This is a genomic window from Streptomyces sp. NPDC048481 (assembly GCF_043200075.1).
Classification (GTDB): domain Bacteria; phylum Actinomycetota; class Actinomycetes; order Streptomycetales; family Streptomycetaceae; genus Streptomyces.
In genome coordinates, this window is sequence record NZ_JBICXC010000002.1 from 615,563 (window position 1) to 631,185 (window position 15,623).

General features: G+C 73.7%; 14 protein-coding genes. 7 read left to right on the plus strand and 7 right to left on the minus strand.

Annotated elements, in window-relative coordinates:
* Position 1: 1 nt before the first annotated feature.
* Both ACGFSH_RS08930 and ACGFSH_RS08935 read left to right on the plus strand, forming a co-directional pair.
* Entirely contained in the window at positions 2–517 is a 516-nt protein-coding gene (locus ACGFSH_RS08930) for a thiol-disulfide oxidoreductase DCC family protein (RefSeq protein ID WP_393346972.1), read from the plus strand.
* Positions 518–527: 10 nt separating this feature from the next.
* A complete protein-coding gene (locus tag ACGFSH_RS08935; protein ID WP_393346400.1) occupies positions 528–1,379 on the plus strand; it encodes a TetR family transcriptional regulator in 852 nt (283 codons plus the stop codon).
* 19 nt (positions 1,380–1,398) lie between these two features.
* Here ACGFSH_RS08935 and ACGFSH_RS08940 read toward each other — a convergent pair whose 3' ends face one another.
* On the minus strand, positions 1,399–3,807 hold the full coding sequence (locus ACGFSH_RS08940; RefSeq protein ID WP_393346974.1) for an MMPL family transporter: 2,409 nt from the start codon (positions 3,805–3,807) through the stop codon (positions 1,399–1,401).
* Positions 3,808–3,971: 164 nt separating this feature from the next.
* Here ACGFSH_RS08940 and ACGFSH_RS08945 point away from each other — a divergent pair, with 164 nt between their 5' ends.
* Both ACGFSH_RS08945 and ACGFSH_RS08950 read left to right on the plus strand, forming a co-directional pair.
* Complete coding sequence (locus ACGFSH_RS08945) at positions 3,972–4,661, plus strand: response regulator transcription factor (protein WP_393346402.1); 690 nt, start codon at positions 3,972–3,974, stop codon at positions 4,659–4,661.
* Positions 4,658–6,103 carry a sensor histidine kinase gene (locus ACGFSH_RS08950; RefSeq protein ID WP_393346403.1) on the plus strand — a complete coding sequence of 482 codons (1,446 nt, stop codon included), beginning with the start codon at positions 4,658–4,660 and terminating at the stop codon, positions 6,101–6,103. The genes ACGFSH_RS08945 and ACGFSH_RS08950 overlap by 4 nt, the downstream gene beginning before the upstream one ends.
* 84 nt (positions 6,104–6,187) lie before the next feature.
* Here the strand turns inward: ACGFSH_RS08950 and ACGFSH_RS08955 are convergent, their stop codons facing one another.
* The 3 genes from ACGFSH_RS08955 to ACGFSH_RS08965 form a co-directional block, all read right to left on the minus strand.
* Positions 6,188–7,726 carry an ABC transporter substrate-binding protein gene (locus ACGFSH_RS08955; protein ID WP_393346406.1) on the minus strand — a complete coding sequence of 513 codons (1,539 nt, stop codon included), beginning with the start codon at positions 7,724–7,726 and terminating at the stop codon, positions 6,188–6,190.
* A 200-nt stretch (positions 7,727–7,926) separates the two neighbouring features.
* Positions 7,927–9,192: a metallophosphoesterase gene (locus ACGFSH_RS08960; RefSeq protein ID WP_393346407.1), complete on the minus strand. Its 1,266-nt coding sequence runs from the start codon at positions 9,190–9,192 to the stop codon at positions 7,927–7,929.
* 2 nt (positions 9,193–9,194) lie between these two features.
* Complete coding sequence (locus ACGFSH_RS08965; protein WP_393346409.1) at positions 9,195–9,434, minus strand: SCO4848 family membrane protein; 240 nt, start codon at positions 9,432–9,434, stop codon at positions 9,195–9,197.
* Positions 9,435–9,525: 91 nt separating this feature from the next.
* On the opposite strand from ACGFSH_RS08965, the gene ACGFSH_RS08970 reads away from it, so the two are divergent.
* A complete protein-coding gene (locus ACGFSH_RS08970) occupies positions 9,526–10,875 on the plus strand; it encodes a D-alanyl-D-alanine carboxypeptidase (protein WP_393346411.1) in 1,350 nt (449 codons plus the stop codon).
* Here the strand turns inward: ACGFSH_RS08970 and ACGFSH_RS08975 are convergent.
* The 3 genes from ACGFSH_RS08975 to ACGFSH_RS08985 form a co-directional block, all read right to left on the minus strand.
* Positions 10,829–11,746, minus strand: coding sequence for a YihY/virulence factor BrkB family protein (locus ACGFSH_RS08975; RefSeq protein WP_393346413.1), 918 nt, complete (start codon positions 11,744–11,746; stop codon positions 10,829–10,831). The genes ACGFSH_RS08970 and ACGFSH_RS08975 overlap by 47 nt on opposite strands.
* A 98-nt stretch (positions 11,747–11,844) precedes the next feature.
* Positions 11,845–12,795: a decaprenyl-phosphate phosphoribosyltransferase gene (locus tag ACGFSH_RS08980; RefSeq protein ID WP_393346415.1), complete on the minus strand. Its 951-nt coding sequence runs from the start codon at positions 12,793–12,795 to the stop codon at positions 11,845–11,847.
* The gene (locus ACGFSH_RS08985; protein WP_393346417.1) at positions 12,788–13,318 is read right to left on the minus strand and encodes a phosphatase PAP2 family protein; all 531 of its coding nucleotides are present in this window, start codon (positions 13,316–13,318) and stop codon (positions 12,788–12,790) included. Before ACGFSH_RS08985 ends, ACGFSH_RS08980 begins: the two co-directional genes overlap by 8 nt.
* A gap of 169 nt (positions 13,319–13,487) precedes the next feature.
* Here ACGFSH_RS08985 and ACGFSH_RS08990 point away from each other — a divergent pair, with 169 nt between their 5' ends.
* Together ACGFSH_RS08990 and ACGFSH_RS08995 are read left to right on the plus strand one after the other, a co-directional pair.
* Entirely contained in the window at positions 13,488–14,861 is a 1,374-nt protein-coding gene (locus tag ACGFSH_RS08990) for an FAD-binding protein (RefSeq protein ID WP_393346419.1), read from the plus strand.
* Positions 14,858–15,613 (plus strand): decaprenylphospho-beta-D-erythro-pentofuranosid-2-ulose 2-reductase, encoded by a 756-nt coding sequence (locus tag ACGFSH_RS08995; RefSeq protein WP_393346421.1) that lies wholly within the window; start codon positions 14,858–14,860, stop codon positions 15,611–15,613. The genes ACGFSH_RS08990 and ACGFSH_RS08995 overlap by 4 nt, the downstream gene beginning before the upstream one ends.
* The last annotated feature ends 10 nt before the right edge of the window (positions 15,614–15,623 follow it).

A 15,623-nucleotide genomic window follows, 5' to 3' on the forward strand; every position in this document is an offset into this window, starting at 1 on the left:
CGTGACGGCCCCCGCGGCCGGCCGGGACGACCGGGACGCCCGCCGCGTCCCGGTCCGCCGGCTCACCGTCCTCTACGACGCCGAGTGCGCGCTGTGCCGGTTCGTGCGCGACTGGCTGGGCCGCCAGCCGCAACTCGTGCCGCTGGAGTTCGTGCCGGCGGGCTCCGCCGAGGCGTACGCCCGCCATCCCGGCCTCGACCACCGCGCCACCCTCGACGAGATCACCGTCGTCGGCGACGCCGGCCAGGTCTACCGGGGGGCCGCCGCCTGGATCGTCACCCTGTGGGCGCTGCGCGAGCACCGCCCGCTGGCCCACCGGCTGTCCACCCCCGCCGGGGCGAAGGTCGCGCGGGCGGCCGTGCTGTCCGCCGCGAAGTGGCGGCGGGGGCAGGAGCGCGGCGGCGCCGGCTGGGGCGGGGGCGTCTACCGGCGCGGTGACGGGTGGACGTACGACCCGTTCGGCGGCTGGACCTATCACCCGCCCACCTGTGCCGACGGCCACTGCGCCACTGACTAGGCTCTCGTCCGTGCCCGCTGACAACGACGGCCCCGCCGAGGCCGCTTCCCCGACCCCCTCCCGCGAGGGCGCTCCCGCGTCCAAGTCCGAGCAGACGCGCGCGCTGATCCTGGAAACCGCGATGCGGCTGTTCCAGGAGCGCGGCTACGACCGGACGACGATGCGGGCCATCGCCCAGGAGGCCGGGGTCTCGGTCGGCAACGCGTACTACTACTTCGCCGGCAAGGAGCACCTGATCCAGGGCTTCTACGACCGGCTGGCCGCGGAGCACCGGGAGGCGGTGCGGGACATCCTGGCGCGGGAGACGAGCCTGGAGGCCCGGCTGGCGGGGGTGCTGCGGACCTGGCTGGACGTGGCGAAGCCGCACCACGAGTTCGCCGTCCAGTTCTTCAAGAACGCGGCGGACCCGGACAGTCCGCTCAGTCCGTTCTCCGCCGAGTCGGAGCCCGCGCGCGTGCAGGCCATCGCCGTCCACCGGGAGGTCCTCGCGGGCTCGAAGGCCAAGGTGCCCGAGGAGCTGCGGGAGGTGCTGCCCGAGCTGATGTGGCTCTCGCAGATGGGCCTCGTCATGTACTGGATCTACGACCGCACCGAAGGGCGCGAGCGCAGCTACCGGCTGGCCGGGCGGGGGGCGCGGCTGACCGCGCGGGGCGTGGCGCTGGCCCGGTTCCGGATCCTGCGGCCGCTCGTGCTGGAGGTGCACGAGCTGTTCACGGACTTCCTGCCCGGCATGACCAACGTCCCGCCCGCCCCCACCGGCGCGACCCCGAAGGAGGGGGCCGCCGCGGGCGGGGACGGGCGGGACGTCGACGGGCGGGACGGGGACGGCGGCGACGCGGGCGGCGGGGCCGCCGGAGTGTGAGCGGCGGCGACGCCGGCGCTCAGTTCACCGCGTCGAGTTCGTCCTCGGTGAGTTCCACGTCGTAGACCAGCGGCTGCGCCGCGACCGTCAGCCGCCGGGCCTGCGAGGCCGACGAGGAGGCCGTCGTCGCCAGCAGATAGGTCCCCGGGCCGGGCACCGACAGGATGTAGGAGCCGTCGGCGAGCGAGGTCACGCGGTCCAGGCTGCGGCCGCCCGTCGTCATGAGCGTCATCGTCGCCCCCTCGACAGGTTCGCCGGCCGCGTCCCGGACGAAGCCGTGCACGGCGGAGGCGGGACCGCCGTCCGTCCCGGCGGGCGCCTCGTGCGGCTCGTCCTCCTTCGGCTCCACCGCCAGGTGAGGCAGCCGCCGCTCCAGCCACCGCGGCAGCCACCAGTTGGAGTCGCCCAGCAGATGCATCGCGGCCGGGACGAGGGCCGTGCGCAGCACGAACGCGTCCAGCGCGACGGCCGCCGCGAGGCCGACGCCCGCCATCGCCGCGCCGGAGTCGCCGCTGAGCACGAACGCGAGGAACACGCAGACCATGATCAGGGCGGCCGAGTTGATGACCCGGCTGGTCTCCGCCAGCCCCACCCGGACCGCCCGGGCGTTGTCCCGGGTGTGGACCCACTCCTCGTGCATCCGGCTGACCAGGAAGACCTGGTAGTCCATCGACAGGCCGAACAGCAGGGACAGCATGATGACCGGCAGGAAGGCGTTGATCGGGCCCTCCTTGCCGAGGCCGAGCAGGTCCAGTCCCCAGCCCCACTGGAAGACCGCGACGAGGACGCCGAAGGAGGCAGCGGCCGCGATCAGGTTCATCACCGCGGCCGTCAGCGGCACCACCAGGGACCGGAAGGCGACCAGCAGCAGCAGGAAGCCCAGCCCGATGATGGTGGCGATGAACAGGGGCAGCCGGTTGCCGGTGACGGTCGCGAAGTCCTTGGAGACCGCCGTGACGCCGCCCACGTGCGCCGTCACCCCGGCCCGCGGGACGACGTCGTCGCGCAGCCGGTCTATCAGGGCGTCCGTCTCCTTCGACTGGGGCGAGGTGGTGGGGACGACCTGGATCACGGTCACGCCGTGCGCGGGCGGCAGCGCGGTCACCCGGGCGACGCCGGGAGTGCCCTCGACGCCCTTGACGAGGGCGGTGGCGTCGCCGCCGTCCACGACCACCTGGAGCGGGCCGTTGAAGCCCGGCCCGAAGCCTTCGGCGAGCAGGTCGTAGGCCTTGCGGGTGGTGGTGGCGCCGTCGTCGTTGCCCTGGTCGGTCGCGCCGAGACGCAGCGAGAGCACGGGAAGGGCGAGCACGGCCATCACGACGACCGCGATCGCCGCGATCGCCTTGGGGCGGCGCTGCACCCCCGCCGACCAGCGGACCGCGGGAGTGCCGGCCTTCTCCGGCTCCGGGCCCGACGCGGTCAGCCGTCCGCGCTGCCGGCGGCTGAGCACGCGCACGCCGAGGAAGCCCAGCAGCGCGGGCAGCAGCGTGGTGGCGGCCAGGACGCTCAGCACCACCGTCAGGGACGTGCCGATGACGACGCCGTCCAGGAAGCGCAGGTTTGTCACCAGCATCCCGGCGAGCGCGATGCACACCGTGCCGCCCGCGAACAGCACCGCCCGGCCCGAGGTGTTGAGGGCGGTGACCGCCGCGTCCTCGGGGTCCAGACCGCGCAGGACGCCCTTGCGGTGCCGGGTGACGATGAACAGGGCGTAGTCGATGCCCACGCCCAGGCCGATCAGGGAGGACAGCAGCGGGGCCAGGTCGGGGATGTCGGTGACGTGGCTGAGCAGCTGGGTCGAGAACAGGCCCGTGCCGACGCCGAAGACCGCGACGGCCAGCGGCAGCAGCATCGCGAAGAGGGAGCCGAAGGCGAGGAAGAGCACGACGGCGGCCGCCGCGAGGCCGACCATCTCGGCGAGGCCGGTGGGCGGCTCCTGCACCCGCTGGATGGCCTGGCCGCCCAACTCGACCTCCAGTCCGTCGCGTTCGACGCCCTGCGCGGTGTCGACGACGTCCTGGACCAGTTCCTTGGGCACCGCGTTCGCCTGCTCGGTGAAGGTGATCTGGGCGTAGGCGATCCGGCCGTCCCGCGACACCTGCGCGGCCGCCCCCGCATAGGGGCTGGTGACGCCGCCGACGCCCGTCATCCTCGCGATGTCGTCGAGGGCGGGCTGGACCCGGGACCGTACGTCCTGGTCGCGGACCGAGCCCTCGTCGACCTTCCACACGACCGTGTCGGTGTCGCCCGCGCGCGCGGGGAACGCCTTCTCCATCAGGTCGTACGCCTTCTTGGAGTCCGTGTCGGGCAGGGAGAAGACGTTCGCGTAGTCCGTGCCCGCCGCCGAGGCCGAGAACCCCAGGCCCGACAGCGCCCCCACCCACACCAACAGGACCACCAGCCGATGCCGGTAGCACCAGCGTGCCAATGCCGCCACGATCGCCACTCCTCACACAGATCGACAGGTCCCCCGGGTCCTGGCACCAGGATCGGCCGCGCCGGGCGGCCCGGCCCAGGCGACGGCCGTGACTCTCAAGGAACTCCAAAGCGCGAACCGTCCCCCGGCCCGGCCGGGGCGCCGATACTGGGGGCATGACGAAGGCCGCGGGCACCGTGCTGGTCGTGGAGGACGAACCGAGCATCGCGGACGTCCTCGCCATCGCCCTGCGCTACCACCGCTTCGAGGTGATGACCGCGGGCGGCGTCCGCGAGGCCCTCGCGCTCGCCGAGCGCACCCGGCCCGACGTGGCGCTGCTCGACGTGATGCTGCCCGACGGCGACGGGCGCGCGCTGGGGCGCGAACTGCGCGGCCGCAGGCCAGGCCTTGCGCTGGTGTTCCTCACCGCGCGTGACGCGCCCGCCGAGATCGTCGGCGCGCTCGGCTTCGGCGACGACTACATCACCAAGCCGTTCGACATCGACGTGGTCGTCGCGCGGATCACCGCCGTGCTGCGCCGCACCCGCCCGGCCGACGTCCTCCCCCAGCGGCCGCCGCTGCGCTACGGCGACCTGGAGCTGGACGAGACGACGTACAGCGTGCACCGGGCGGGCCGCTCGGTCGAGCTGACGCCCACCGAGTACGCGCTGCTGCGCTTCCTCGTGCGCAACGGCGGCCGCATCGTGCCCAAGGAGCAACTCCTGCGCCACGTCTGGCAGTACGAGCACACACCGCCGGAGTCGACGGTCGTCGAGACCTACATCAGCTATCTGCGGCGCAAGCTGGACACCCTGGGACCGCCGGTGATCACCACCCGGCGGGGCGTGGGATACGGGCTGGCATGAGGCGGGCGCACCGGCACGGCATCCACTCGCTGCGGGCCAAGCTGACGATGGCCAACGTGGGGCTGCTGGCGCTCGGCATCGTCGCCGCGACCGCCGTCAGCCTCATGGCCATGCGGCACTACCTGCTGGGCCAGATCGACTCCGAGCTGACCAAGACCCGCACGTCGCTGGGGAGTTCGCAGCTCACCCTGCGCCAGATCGACTCGCTCAGCGTGCTGGGCTTCGTCCGCGACCGGCTGGTGCCCGAGTATGCGGCCGACCGGCCGGCGCCCGACTCGGTGTTCACCGCCGTCGACCGCCGGGGCGAGGCCGTGGCCCTGTTCGGCGTGAAGCCGACCGAGGCGCAGCTCGGGCTCGCGGACACCGTCACGGACCCCGGCGCGCTCGCCCGCGACTCCGACCCGCGCGACGTGACCGTGCACGGCGCGGCGTACCGGGTGACGGCGACCCGGCTGTCCGACGGCTCGTACGTCCTGCTGGCCACCTCGACGGACGCCCTGCACAAGGGCATCGCGAAGGCCCTGCGGCTCGATCTCGCGGTGGGCTCCCTGCTGCTGGCCCTGCTCGCCTGTCTCACGCTGTTCAGCGTGCGCCGGCGGATGCGGCCGCTGGAGGACATGGTGGAGACGTCGTCGGCGATCGCCGAGGGCGACCTGACCCGGCGGGTGCCGTCCAGTCACCACCCCACCCAGGAGGTCGAGCAGCTGCGGCTGGCGCTGAACTCGATGCTCCACCAGGTGGAGACGGCGTACCGCACGCGCGAGCGCAGCGCGGCCCAGCTGCGCCGGTTCGTCGCCGACGCCTCGCACGAGCTGCGCACCCCGCTGTCGGCGATCCGCGGCTACCTCCAGCTGTACGACCAGGGGATGCTGCGCGAGCCGGCGGAGCGCAGGCGGGCGTGGGACCGGATGAACGGCGAGGTGGACCGGATGGGCCGGCTCGTCGACGAACTGCTCACCCTGGCCCGGCTGGACCAGCGGCCGGAGCTGCGGCTGCGCAACGTCGACGTGTGCCGGCTCGCGCGGGACGCGGCGCAGGATCTGCGCGCGCAGCAGCCGCAGCGGCCGGTCACGGTGGAGGCGGACGGGTCGGTGCTGGTGCGGGCCGACGAGTCGGGGCTGCGGCAGGTGCTGGGCAATCTGATGGCCAACGTCCGCACCCACACGGCCGCGGACGTGCCGGTGCGGCTCGGCGTGCGGCGCGCGGACGGGGTGGTGCGGGTGTGCGTCGAGGACAAGGGGCGAGGGCTGGGCCCGGAGGACGCGGCCCGTGTCTTCGACCGCTTCTTCCGGGCCGGCGGCGGCGCCGGCAGCGGGCTCGGGCTGGCGATCGTGCAGGGCGTGGTCGAGGCCCACGGCGGCGAGGTGACGGTGCGCACGGCGCCGGGCGAGGGCTTCGAGGTGACGGTGACCCTGCCGTCCCGGCTCCACACCTGCGCCTGACCGGCGCGGGGCCGCCCGGGGCCGGCCGGGGCCCCGAGCGTCCTCGGTCCACGGCCGGTCCGTGGTGTTCGCCGCCGGGGCGGGTCAGATCCAGTCGAGCTTCCACAGGCGGAACACCCCGTTGCCGTCCGCGAGGTACTGGCCGCCGCCGACGTCGCCGGTGGTCACGACGTACTCCTTGCGCTGCCACAGCGGGACGAGCGGCACGTCGTCGGCGACCGCCTGCTGAAGGCGGCGGAAGTCGTCGGCGGACAGGCCGCGGTCGGCGAAGCGGCGGCTGTCGGCGATGTAGCGGTCGACGGCCTTGTCGCTGTAGCCGGTGTTCATGGTGGAGCCGGTGCCGACGAGCGGGGCGGTGAAGGTGTCCGGGTCGGGGTAGTCGGCGACCCAGCCCACGGCGTACGCGTCGAGCTTGCCGGTGGCCCACCGCTTCTGGAAGTCGGTCCACTCGTAACCCTTGACGTTCACCTTGAACAGGCCGCTCGCCTCCAGCTGCCGCTTCAGCTCCGCCGCCTCGGCCGCCGCCGCGCCGCTGCCCAGGCCATAGCCGTAGGTGAACGTCACCGGGATGCTCACGCCGGCCTTCTCCAGGAGCCTGCGCGCCTTCTGGGCGTTCCGGTTCGGGTAGCTGTCGAAGAAGGACGTGGCGTGACCGGTGATGCCGGCCGGGATGAGCGAGTACAGCGGCTCGACCGTCCCGTCGTACACGGTCGACGCGAGCCGCTCGCGGTCGATCAGCCAGGCCATCGCCCGGCGGACGTCCGTGTCGTGCAGCGGCGAGCCGGAACGGGTGTCGAAGTACAGGTTGCGGGTCTCGGAGCTGTCGGCCTCGGTCACCCGCTGGCCGGGGTCGCTGGCGTCGAGGGCGGCGAGGGCGGCGGGCGGCAGCTGCCGGGTGGCGGCGTCGACCTCCTTGGCCTGCCAGGCCTTCTCCAGGGCCTCCGGGTCGGCGTAGTACCGCAGTTCGACGGGCGCGCCGGTGCCGACCGCGCCCCTGTAGCGCGCGTTGGGCGTCAGTTCGGCCTTCTTGCCCTTGGTGTAGCCGGTCAGCTCGTACGGGCCGGTGCCGTCGACGCCGTCGCCGGTGCGCAGGGCGTCGGCCGGGTAGCGGGTGCGGTCGACGATCGACCCGGCTCCGGTGGCCACCTTGAACGGGAAGGTGGCGTCGGGCGACCCCAGGTGGAAGGTGACGGTCAGCCCCTTGGCGGAGACCGACTTCAGGGTCGAGAACAGGGACGCCGGACCGACGTCCGCGTTGATCCTCTTGACCCGGTCGAAGGAGAACTTCACGTCCTGCGCGGTCACCTCGTCGCCGTCGCCGAAGGTGAGGTCGTCGCGCAGTTCGCAGATGTACGTGGTCAGGCTGCCCTTCGCGAAGGAACAGCCGCGGGCCGCGTCCGGCACGGGCGAGACGCCGCCCGGCTCGTACGTCAGCAGCGACTGGAAGACGTTGCTGAACAACGCCCAGGATCCGGCGTCGTAGGCGCCCGCCGGGTCGAGCGAGGTGACGGTGTCCGTGGTGCCGACCGTGATGGTCGCTTCGTCGTTCCCCTTCGACGGCAGCAACTGCCAGCCGCCCGCTCCGATCACCGCGAGGACCAGCAGTGTCAAGAGAATCCGCATGCGAACAGATCGCATGGTGGTGTCCTGCCTCCCCAGGCCGCAATACGGGCCCAAGCCACAAAAAAGCGCCGCTCCCCTTGGCGGCGGGCTCACCTAACCACAGGAGTTTCGGGTGGCGGAAGAGAATTCTGGCGAGATGGGAAAGAACTTACCGACGGGGTGTTTGCGCCGGGTTTCACAGGGTGTTCTCAGGCCAACGGTCAGCGCGTGGCGGCCAGTTGGACGACGGTGATGTCGGAAGGGGCGCCCACGCGCGTGGGCGGGCCCCAGGCGCCCGCGCCCCGGGACACGTACAACTGCGTATCGCCGTAACGCTCCAGGCCCGCGACGGTGGGGTTGGCGGCCTTCGCGAGGAGGCTGCCGGGCCACAGCTGGCCGCCGTGGGTGTGTCCGGAGAGCTGGAGGTCGACGCCGTGGCGTACGGCGTCGTGGATCTGGACGGGCTGGTGGGCGAGGAGCACGCACGCGCGTGCCGGGTCGCGGTCGCCGAGGGCCCTGGCGAAGTCGGGGCCCTGGCCCTCGCTCTCGCCGGCGATGTCGTTCACGCCGGCCAGGTCGAACCAGGGCAGCTCGGTGCGGGCGTTCTCCAGCGGGTCCAGCCCGAGCCGGCGCACCTCCTCGACCCACTGCCCGGCGCCGGAGAAGTACTCGTGGTTGCCGGTCACGAAGTAGCTGCCGTGCCGGGCCCGCAGCCCGGCCAGCGGGGCGGCGGCCGGGCCCAGGTCCTTGACGCTGCCGTCGACGAGGTCGCCGACGACGGCGATCAGGTCGGGCTGCGTCCCGTTGATCGTGTCGACGACCTTCTGCGCGAAGCCCCGCCCGAGCACCGGGCTCAGGTGGATGTCGCTGACGACGGCGATGCGGTAGCCGTGGGCGGCGCGCGGCAGCTTGGCCAGCGGCACGGTCACCCGCTTGACGCGCGGGCCGCGCAGCACGCCGTAGGTGCCGTAGCCGACCGTGCCCGCGGCGGCCGCGGCCGCCGTCCCGGCCACCACGCGGGAGACGAACAGCCGCCGGGAGGGATCCGGCGCCGCCGCGGACGGGGGCGCCAGGGGCGTCGCGGGAGCGGCCTCGCCCTCGGGCCGCTTGCCCACCGGGAGGGGTTCGGGCCGGGCGGGGGCCGCGGGCGCCCGGGCCGGCGCGCCGGCCCGGGCGCGCCGCTTCAGGAGGCGGCGCAGCAGCGGCCGCAGGGCCTCGCCCGCGAGCACGGCGAGCAGCAGGTAGACCGAGAGGGCCAGCCACAGGAAGCCGGGCCAGGCCAGGATCCGCTGGAGCGGGAAGGGCGCGCCGGCGCGTTCGGCGACCAGGGCGCCGATGGCCAGCGCCCAGCCGCCTGCGAGCAGCACGGCGCCGGCACGGCGTGTGCGGCCGGGGCCGCGGGTCGTGTCGCGGAACAGCCGCAGCCACAGGTACCGGTTGGCGGCGGCCAGGAGGGTGAGGGCGAGCAGCGCGAGGACGACCGGCACCGCTATGCCGTCCGGTGGAGTGCGCGCAGACCACGCAACCCGATGGCTCCGACGGCCGTCCCCAAGAGGAAGGAGACGACGGCGAGCGTGAGGTGCACCCAGAAGTAGGCCGTGGGGTGGCCGTCGTCGAAGGCGAGTCCGCTGCCGTCCTTGACCAGGTTCTTGACGAAAGTGATCCAGATGATCCAGCTCCACACCCCGAAGGCGAGCAGGAACCAGCAGAGGCGGCGGCTGAGCGTCATGCGTTCAGTATCGCCGCCCGGTGTCCTGATCCGTGACCGGGGTGGGGAGGGCGGCGGGACTTCCCGTCGCGCGCCGGGTAATTTCTCCGTCGTGCCCGCACCCATGAACCGGACCGTCAGGCGTGCCCTGCTGGTCACCTCCGCGACCCTCGCGTCCCTCGCGCTGACCGCGCCCGTCTCGCTCGCCGCGCCCAAGCCGTCGCCGTCGCCGGCGGCGTCCGGTGCGCCGTCCGCGCCGCCGAAGGGCTCGCCGCCGGCCTCGCCGACGGGCAGCCCGTCGGTCGCTCCCCCGGCGAACATGTCGACCGTGGGCGGCACGAGGCTCGGGCGGGCCGGGACGCAGGTGGCGATCGCGGGCGGTGCGCCGGTGCTGCCCAAGGACCTCACGGCGCGCTCGTGGATCGTCGCGGACGCCGAGTCGGGCGACGTGCTGGCCTCGCACAACGCGCACTGGCGGCTGCCCCCGGCGAGCACGATGAAGATGCTGTTCGCCGACACCGTGCTGCCGAGGTTCCCCAAGAGCACCGTGCACAAGGTGGACCCGAAGGACCTGGCCGGCATGGGAGAGGGGTCCAGTCTCGTCGGGATAAAGGAGGGCGAGACGTACACGGTCCACGACCTGTGGCTCGGCGTCTTCCTGCGCTCCGGCAACGACGCCGTGCATGTGCTGTCGGCGATGAACGGCGGTGTGGCGGCGACCGTCGGGGAGATGAACGAGCACGCCGGTGAACTCCAGGCCCTGGACACGCACGTCGTCTCCCCGGACGGCTACGACGCCCCGGGCCAGGTGTCCTCGGCGTACGACCTGACGCTGTTCGCGCGTTCGGGCCTTCAGAAGGCCGACTTCCGGGAGTACTGCTCGACGGTCTCGGCCAAGTTCCCCGGCGAGACGACGAAGAACAAGAAGGGGAAGCTGTCCCGCGGGTCGTTCGAGATCCAGAACACCAACCGGCTGCTGAGCGGCGACTACGACATCACGCAGTACCCGGGGATCGCGGGAGTGAAGAACGGCAACACCACCAACGCGGGCGCCACCTTCACCGGGGTCGCCGAACGCAACGGCAAGGTGCTGCTGGTGACGGTCATGAACCCGTCGAAGACGGACCACAACGAGGTCTACAAGGAGGCCGCCGCCCTGCTCGACTGGGGCTTCCAGGCCGACGGCAAGGTGACGCCGGTGGGAGAGCTGGTCCGGCCGCAGGGCGCGCGCGGCAGTGCGCAGCCCGGCGCGAACCCGTCGTCCGCCGTGGAGGGCGGACAGGCCGGCGGCGCGGGGAACGTGTCGCACAGGCCGGTGGCGGGCGCGGTGTCCGGCGGCGGCTCGGGCGGGATGTGGACCGCGCTGGCGGTCACCGGTGGTCTGCTGGCACTGCTCGCGGGCGGCGCGTTCCTGGTCAACCGCCGGTGGCCGCTGCCGGACCTGGTACGACGTCGTCGCTGACGTCGGCGTCGCTGGAGCCGTCGGGCGCGCTGCCCGTCGCCGTCCAGGCCGCGCAGTACAGGACCAGCTTCGAGGTGAAGTTGATCCACAGCAGCAGGGCGATGGGCACGCCGAACGCGCCGTACATGCTCTTGGCGGCCACGCCCTGCATATAGCCGCTGAGCAGCAGCTTCAGCAGTTCGAAGCCGACGGCGCCGATGAGGGCGGCGACGACCAGGCGGCGCCGGGTCGGTTCGACGCCCGGAAGCAGCGTCAGGACGTACAGCAGCAGCAGGAAGTCGGCGAGCACGGCGACGGAGAACGCGACGACGCGCAGCAGGACGCTGCCCCAGCCGGCCTGGTCGATGCCCAGCTCGTCGGTGATCCAGCCGACCAGGGCCGAGGCGAGGGTGGAGATGGCGATGGTCAGCAGCAGCGCGCCGCCGAGGCCGACGAGGACGCCCGCGTCCTTGGCCTTGGCGAGGACGGGGTTCTCGTCCTTGTCGGGGCACTCCCACACCGCGCGCAGGCAGTCCCGCATCTGGCCGACCCAGCCGATGCCGGTGAGCAGCAGGATCGCGCCGGCGATGGAGCCGACGGTGCCGGCGTTCTGGACGAGGCTGTGCACGTCGAGCTGGTCGGAGATGCCGGGGACCTGGTCGGCGATCTTGTCCTGGAGTTCCTGCTGCTGGGAGTCGCTGAGCGTGGCGGCGGCGATGGCCGCGGCCACGGTGAGCAGCGGGAAGAGGGCGACGAAGCTGACGAAGGTCATGGCGGCGGCCAGCCGCGTCCACTTGACGCGGTCCAGGCGCTCGTACGAGCGCCATGCGTGCGTGGCCATGAGGCGCGCGACCCACGGCCCGACGCCGGGGAGCTTCTTCAGCCAGTCCATGACCTCACTCTGCCCTGCTGAGCGCGGCTGACGCCGAGGTCCGCGGGCCGGGTGCGGCGCGGGACGCGGGACGGTCGCCGCCGGGACGGCGCGGCGGCCTACCAGTCGGCCACCGCGAGCCCGTACATGGCGAGCCAGGCCAGGGCGATGAGGGCGAGGGCGCGGTCGCCGAGGACGACGTCCTCGGGTTCCCCGGCGGCGCCCCGGTCGGCGAAGACCGCGTAGCGCAGAACGGCCAGGACGAAGGCGACGACGGACAGCTGGCGCCAGGGCAGCACGCCGGTGTGGGCCACGCCGCCCTCCTCCAGGGCCCACAGGCAGTAGCCGAGGACGGCGACCCCGGCGGCCAGCTGCCAGACGAAGCGCAGGTAGCCGGTGGTGTACTCGGTGAGCAGCGCGCGGGTGGCGCCCGCGCGTCCGGCCATCTGCACGGCCTCGGAGTAGCGCTTGGCGGCGACCATGAACAGCGCGCCGAAACCGGTGGTGATCAGGAACCAGCGGGACAGGGGGATGCCGAGGGCGAGTCCGCCGGCCGTGGCCCGCATCAGGAAGCCGGTCGTGACGACGACGAGGTCGAGGACCAGGACGTGCTTGAGGCGCAGGCAGTAGGCCAGTTGCATGACCAGGTAGGCGGTCAGGAGCGCGGCGACGGCGGGGGTGGTGAGCCGGGCAGCGGCGAGCGGCGCGAGGACCGCGAGGGCGCCGCCGACGGCGTACGCGAGGGGCGCGGGGACCTGTCCGGCGGCGACCGGTCGGTGGCGTTTGGCGGGGTGGGCGCGGTCGGCCTCGGCGTCGCGGGCGTCGTTGACCAGGTAGACGGCGGCCGAGCAGGCGGTGAACAGGAAGAAGACCAGGGCGAGTTGGGCGGCGGTGTGCAGGCCGGCGAGCCGGCCCGCGGCGGCCGGGGCGGCGACGACCAGCACGTTCTTGACCCACTGCCGTGGGCGGGCGGTGCGCAGGAGGCCGCCGAGGAGGGTGCCGGGGCGCACCGGCGGCCGGGGCGGCCTCGGGGGGTGGGTGCGCTGCCGGTGCAGCAGGGCCTCAGCCACGTCGCCCTCCCGCCGCCGTCCGGCGGGCTCCGAGGCTCGCGGTGAGGACGCCCAGGGCGGCGCCGGCCGCCACGTCGGAGGGGTAGTGGACGCCGACGACGAGCCGGGACAGGCACATGGCGACGGCCAGCGGCGGGACGGCGTACGCGCCGAGCGCGCCGTAGGCGACGGCGGCGGCGCCCGCGGAGGCGGCGTGCGAGCTGGGGAACGAGTGCCGGCCGGCGGTGCGCACCAGGGGCTCGACGTGCCGGGGGCGCGGGCGGCGGACGATCCGCTTGAGGCCCATGCCGGCGAGGTGCGCGCCGGCCGTGAGCGCGGTGGCACGCAGCCAGGCGGCACGGCGCGGGGAGTCGGCGACGGCCCCGGCGGCGCCCACCGCGAGCCACAGGACGCCGTGCTCGCCCGCCCGGGACAGGGCGCGGGCGGCGCGGGCGACGCCCGGGTGGGCGGCGCGGGCGTGCACCGCGGAGAGGATCCGGTGGTCGAGGCCGCCCGGGCCGCCCGGGCCGTCTGGGCGGCCCAAGGTGATGATTCGTCCCGTTTCATCCAGTTTGTCCATGTGGACCCACTGTTCACGCCGACCCCACCGGAACTCCGGCAATATGGAGCGACATCCCATTAATCACCCGTTTCGGGGATGATCAGGATGTTTAACAACTATTCGCTCGCATGGGGGCGATACGGTCGCCCCCATGCCTGCCGAGACCGTTTCCGAGACAGTTTCCGTCACGGGATGGGGCCGCACGGCCCCCACCGTCGCGCGGGTGATCCGCCCCCGGACCTACTCCGAGGCCGTCGCGGCCGTCCGGGACTGCGGAGCCCGGGGCGCCATCCCCAGGGGCCTGGGACGGGCCTACGGGGACGCGGCGCAGAACGCGGGCGGCACCGTCGTCGACGTCACCGGACTGGACCGGATCCATGTCGTCGACGCCGACGCCGGCGTCGTCCTGTGCGACGCGGGCGTCTCCCTGCACCGGCTGACGGAGGTCCTGCTGCCGCTCGGCTGGTTCGTGCCGGTGACCCCCGGCACCCGCTACGTGACCGTGGGCGGGGCGATCGCCGCCGACATCCACGGCAAGAACCACCACGTCTCGGGCTCCTTCGCCCGCCATGTGACGTCCTTCGAGCTGCTCACCGCCGACGGCACGGTCCGCACCGTGCGACCGGGCACCCCCCTGTTCGACGCGACCGCCGGCGGCATGGGCCTGACCGGGATCGTCCTCACGGCCACGCTCCGGCTCCAGCCCGTCGAGACCTCCCTGATGTGCGTCGACACCGAGCGCGCCGCCGACCTCGACGACCTGATGGCCCGGCTCACCGACGGCGACCACCGCCACCGGTACTCCGTCGCCTGGATCGACCTCCTCGCGCGCGGCGCGGCCACCGGACGCGCGGTGCTGACCCGCGGCGACCACGCCCCCCTCGACGCGCTGCCGCCCCGGACGCGCAGGACGCCGCTCGCCTTCCGCCCCTCCCGGCTCCCGGCCCCGCCCGCCCACCTCCCCGACGGCCTCGTCACCCGCACCGGCGTCGCCCTGTTCAACGAACTCTGGTACCGCCGGGCCCCCCGCGCGCGGACCGGCGAACTCCAGCGGCTCTCCGCCTTCTTCCACCCGCTGGACGGCGTCCCGCACTGGAACCGCGTCTACGGCCGCGGCGGCTTCGTGCAGTACCAGTTCGTCGTCGGACACGGCCGGGAGGAGACCCTGCGCCGGATCGTGCAGCGGGTCTCGGCCCGCCGCTGCCCGTCCTTCCTGGCCGTCCTCAAACGGTTCGGGGAGGCCGACCCGGGCTGGCTGTCCTTCCCCCGGCCGGGCTGGACCCTCGCCCTGGACGTCCCGGCCGGCCTGCCCGGACTCGGCGCCTTCCTCGACGAGCTGGACGAGGAGGTGGCCGCCGCCGGGGGCCGCGTCTACCTCGCCAAGGACTCCCGGCTGCGGCCGGACCTGCTCGCCGCCATGTACCCGCGACTGGACGACTTCCGCGCGCTGCGCGCGGAACTGGACCCGCGCGGGGTGTTCATGTCCGACCTCGCCCGCCGACTCGACTTCCAGGAGCCAGCATGAAGGACGCCTTCGGCCTCCCCCAGTCCCTTCTCGTCCTCGGCGGCACGTCCGAGATCGCCCTGGCCACCGCGCGCCGGCTCATCGCCCGCCGCACCCGCACGGTGTGGCTGGCGGGCCGCCCCTCGCCCGCCCTGGAGTCGGCCGCCGCCCGGCTGCGCCTGCTGGGGGCGGACGTGCACACCGTCCCGTTCGACGCGCTGGACCCCGAGGCCCACGAGACCGTCCTCGGCAAGGTGTTCGCGGAGGGCGACGTAGACATGGTGCTGCTCGCGTTCGGCGTCCTCGGCGACCAGGCCCACGACGAGCGCGAACCCGCGGCCGCGGTGCGCGTCGCCCGGACCAACTACACGGGGGCGGTGTCCGCGGGCCTGATCGCCGCACGGGCTTTGCAGACGCAGGGCCACGGCTCCCTCGTCGTGCTGTCCTCCGTCGCCGGCGAGCGGGCCCGCCGCTCGAACTTCATCTACGGCTCCAGCAAGGCCGGCCTCGACGCCTTCGCCCAGGGCCTGGGCGACGCGCTGCACGGCACGGGCGTGCACGTCATGGTGGTGCGCCCCGGATTCGTCCGGACGAAGATGACCGCCGGACTGCCGCAGCCGCCGCTGGCGACGACGCCGGAGGCGGTCGCCACCGCCGTCGAGCTGGGGCTGCGCCGCCGCTCGGAGACCGTGTGGGTGCCGGGCCTGCTCCGCGTGGCCATGTCAGCCCTGCGGCACACCCCACGCGGACTGTTCCGCCGACTGCCGATCTGACGCGAGGGAG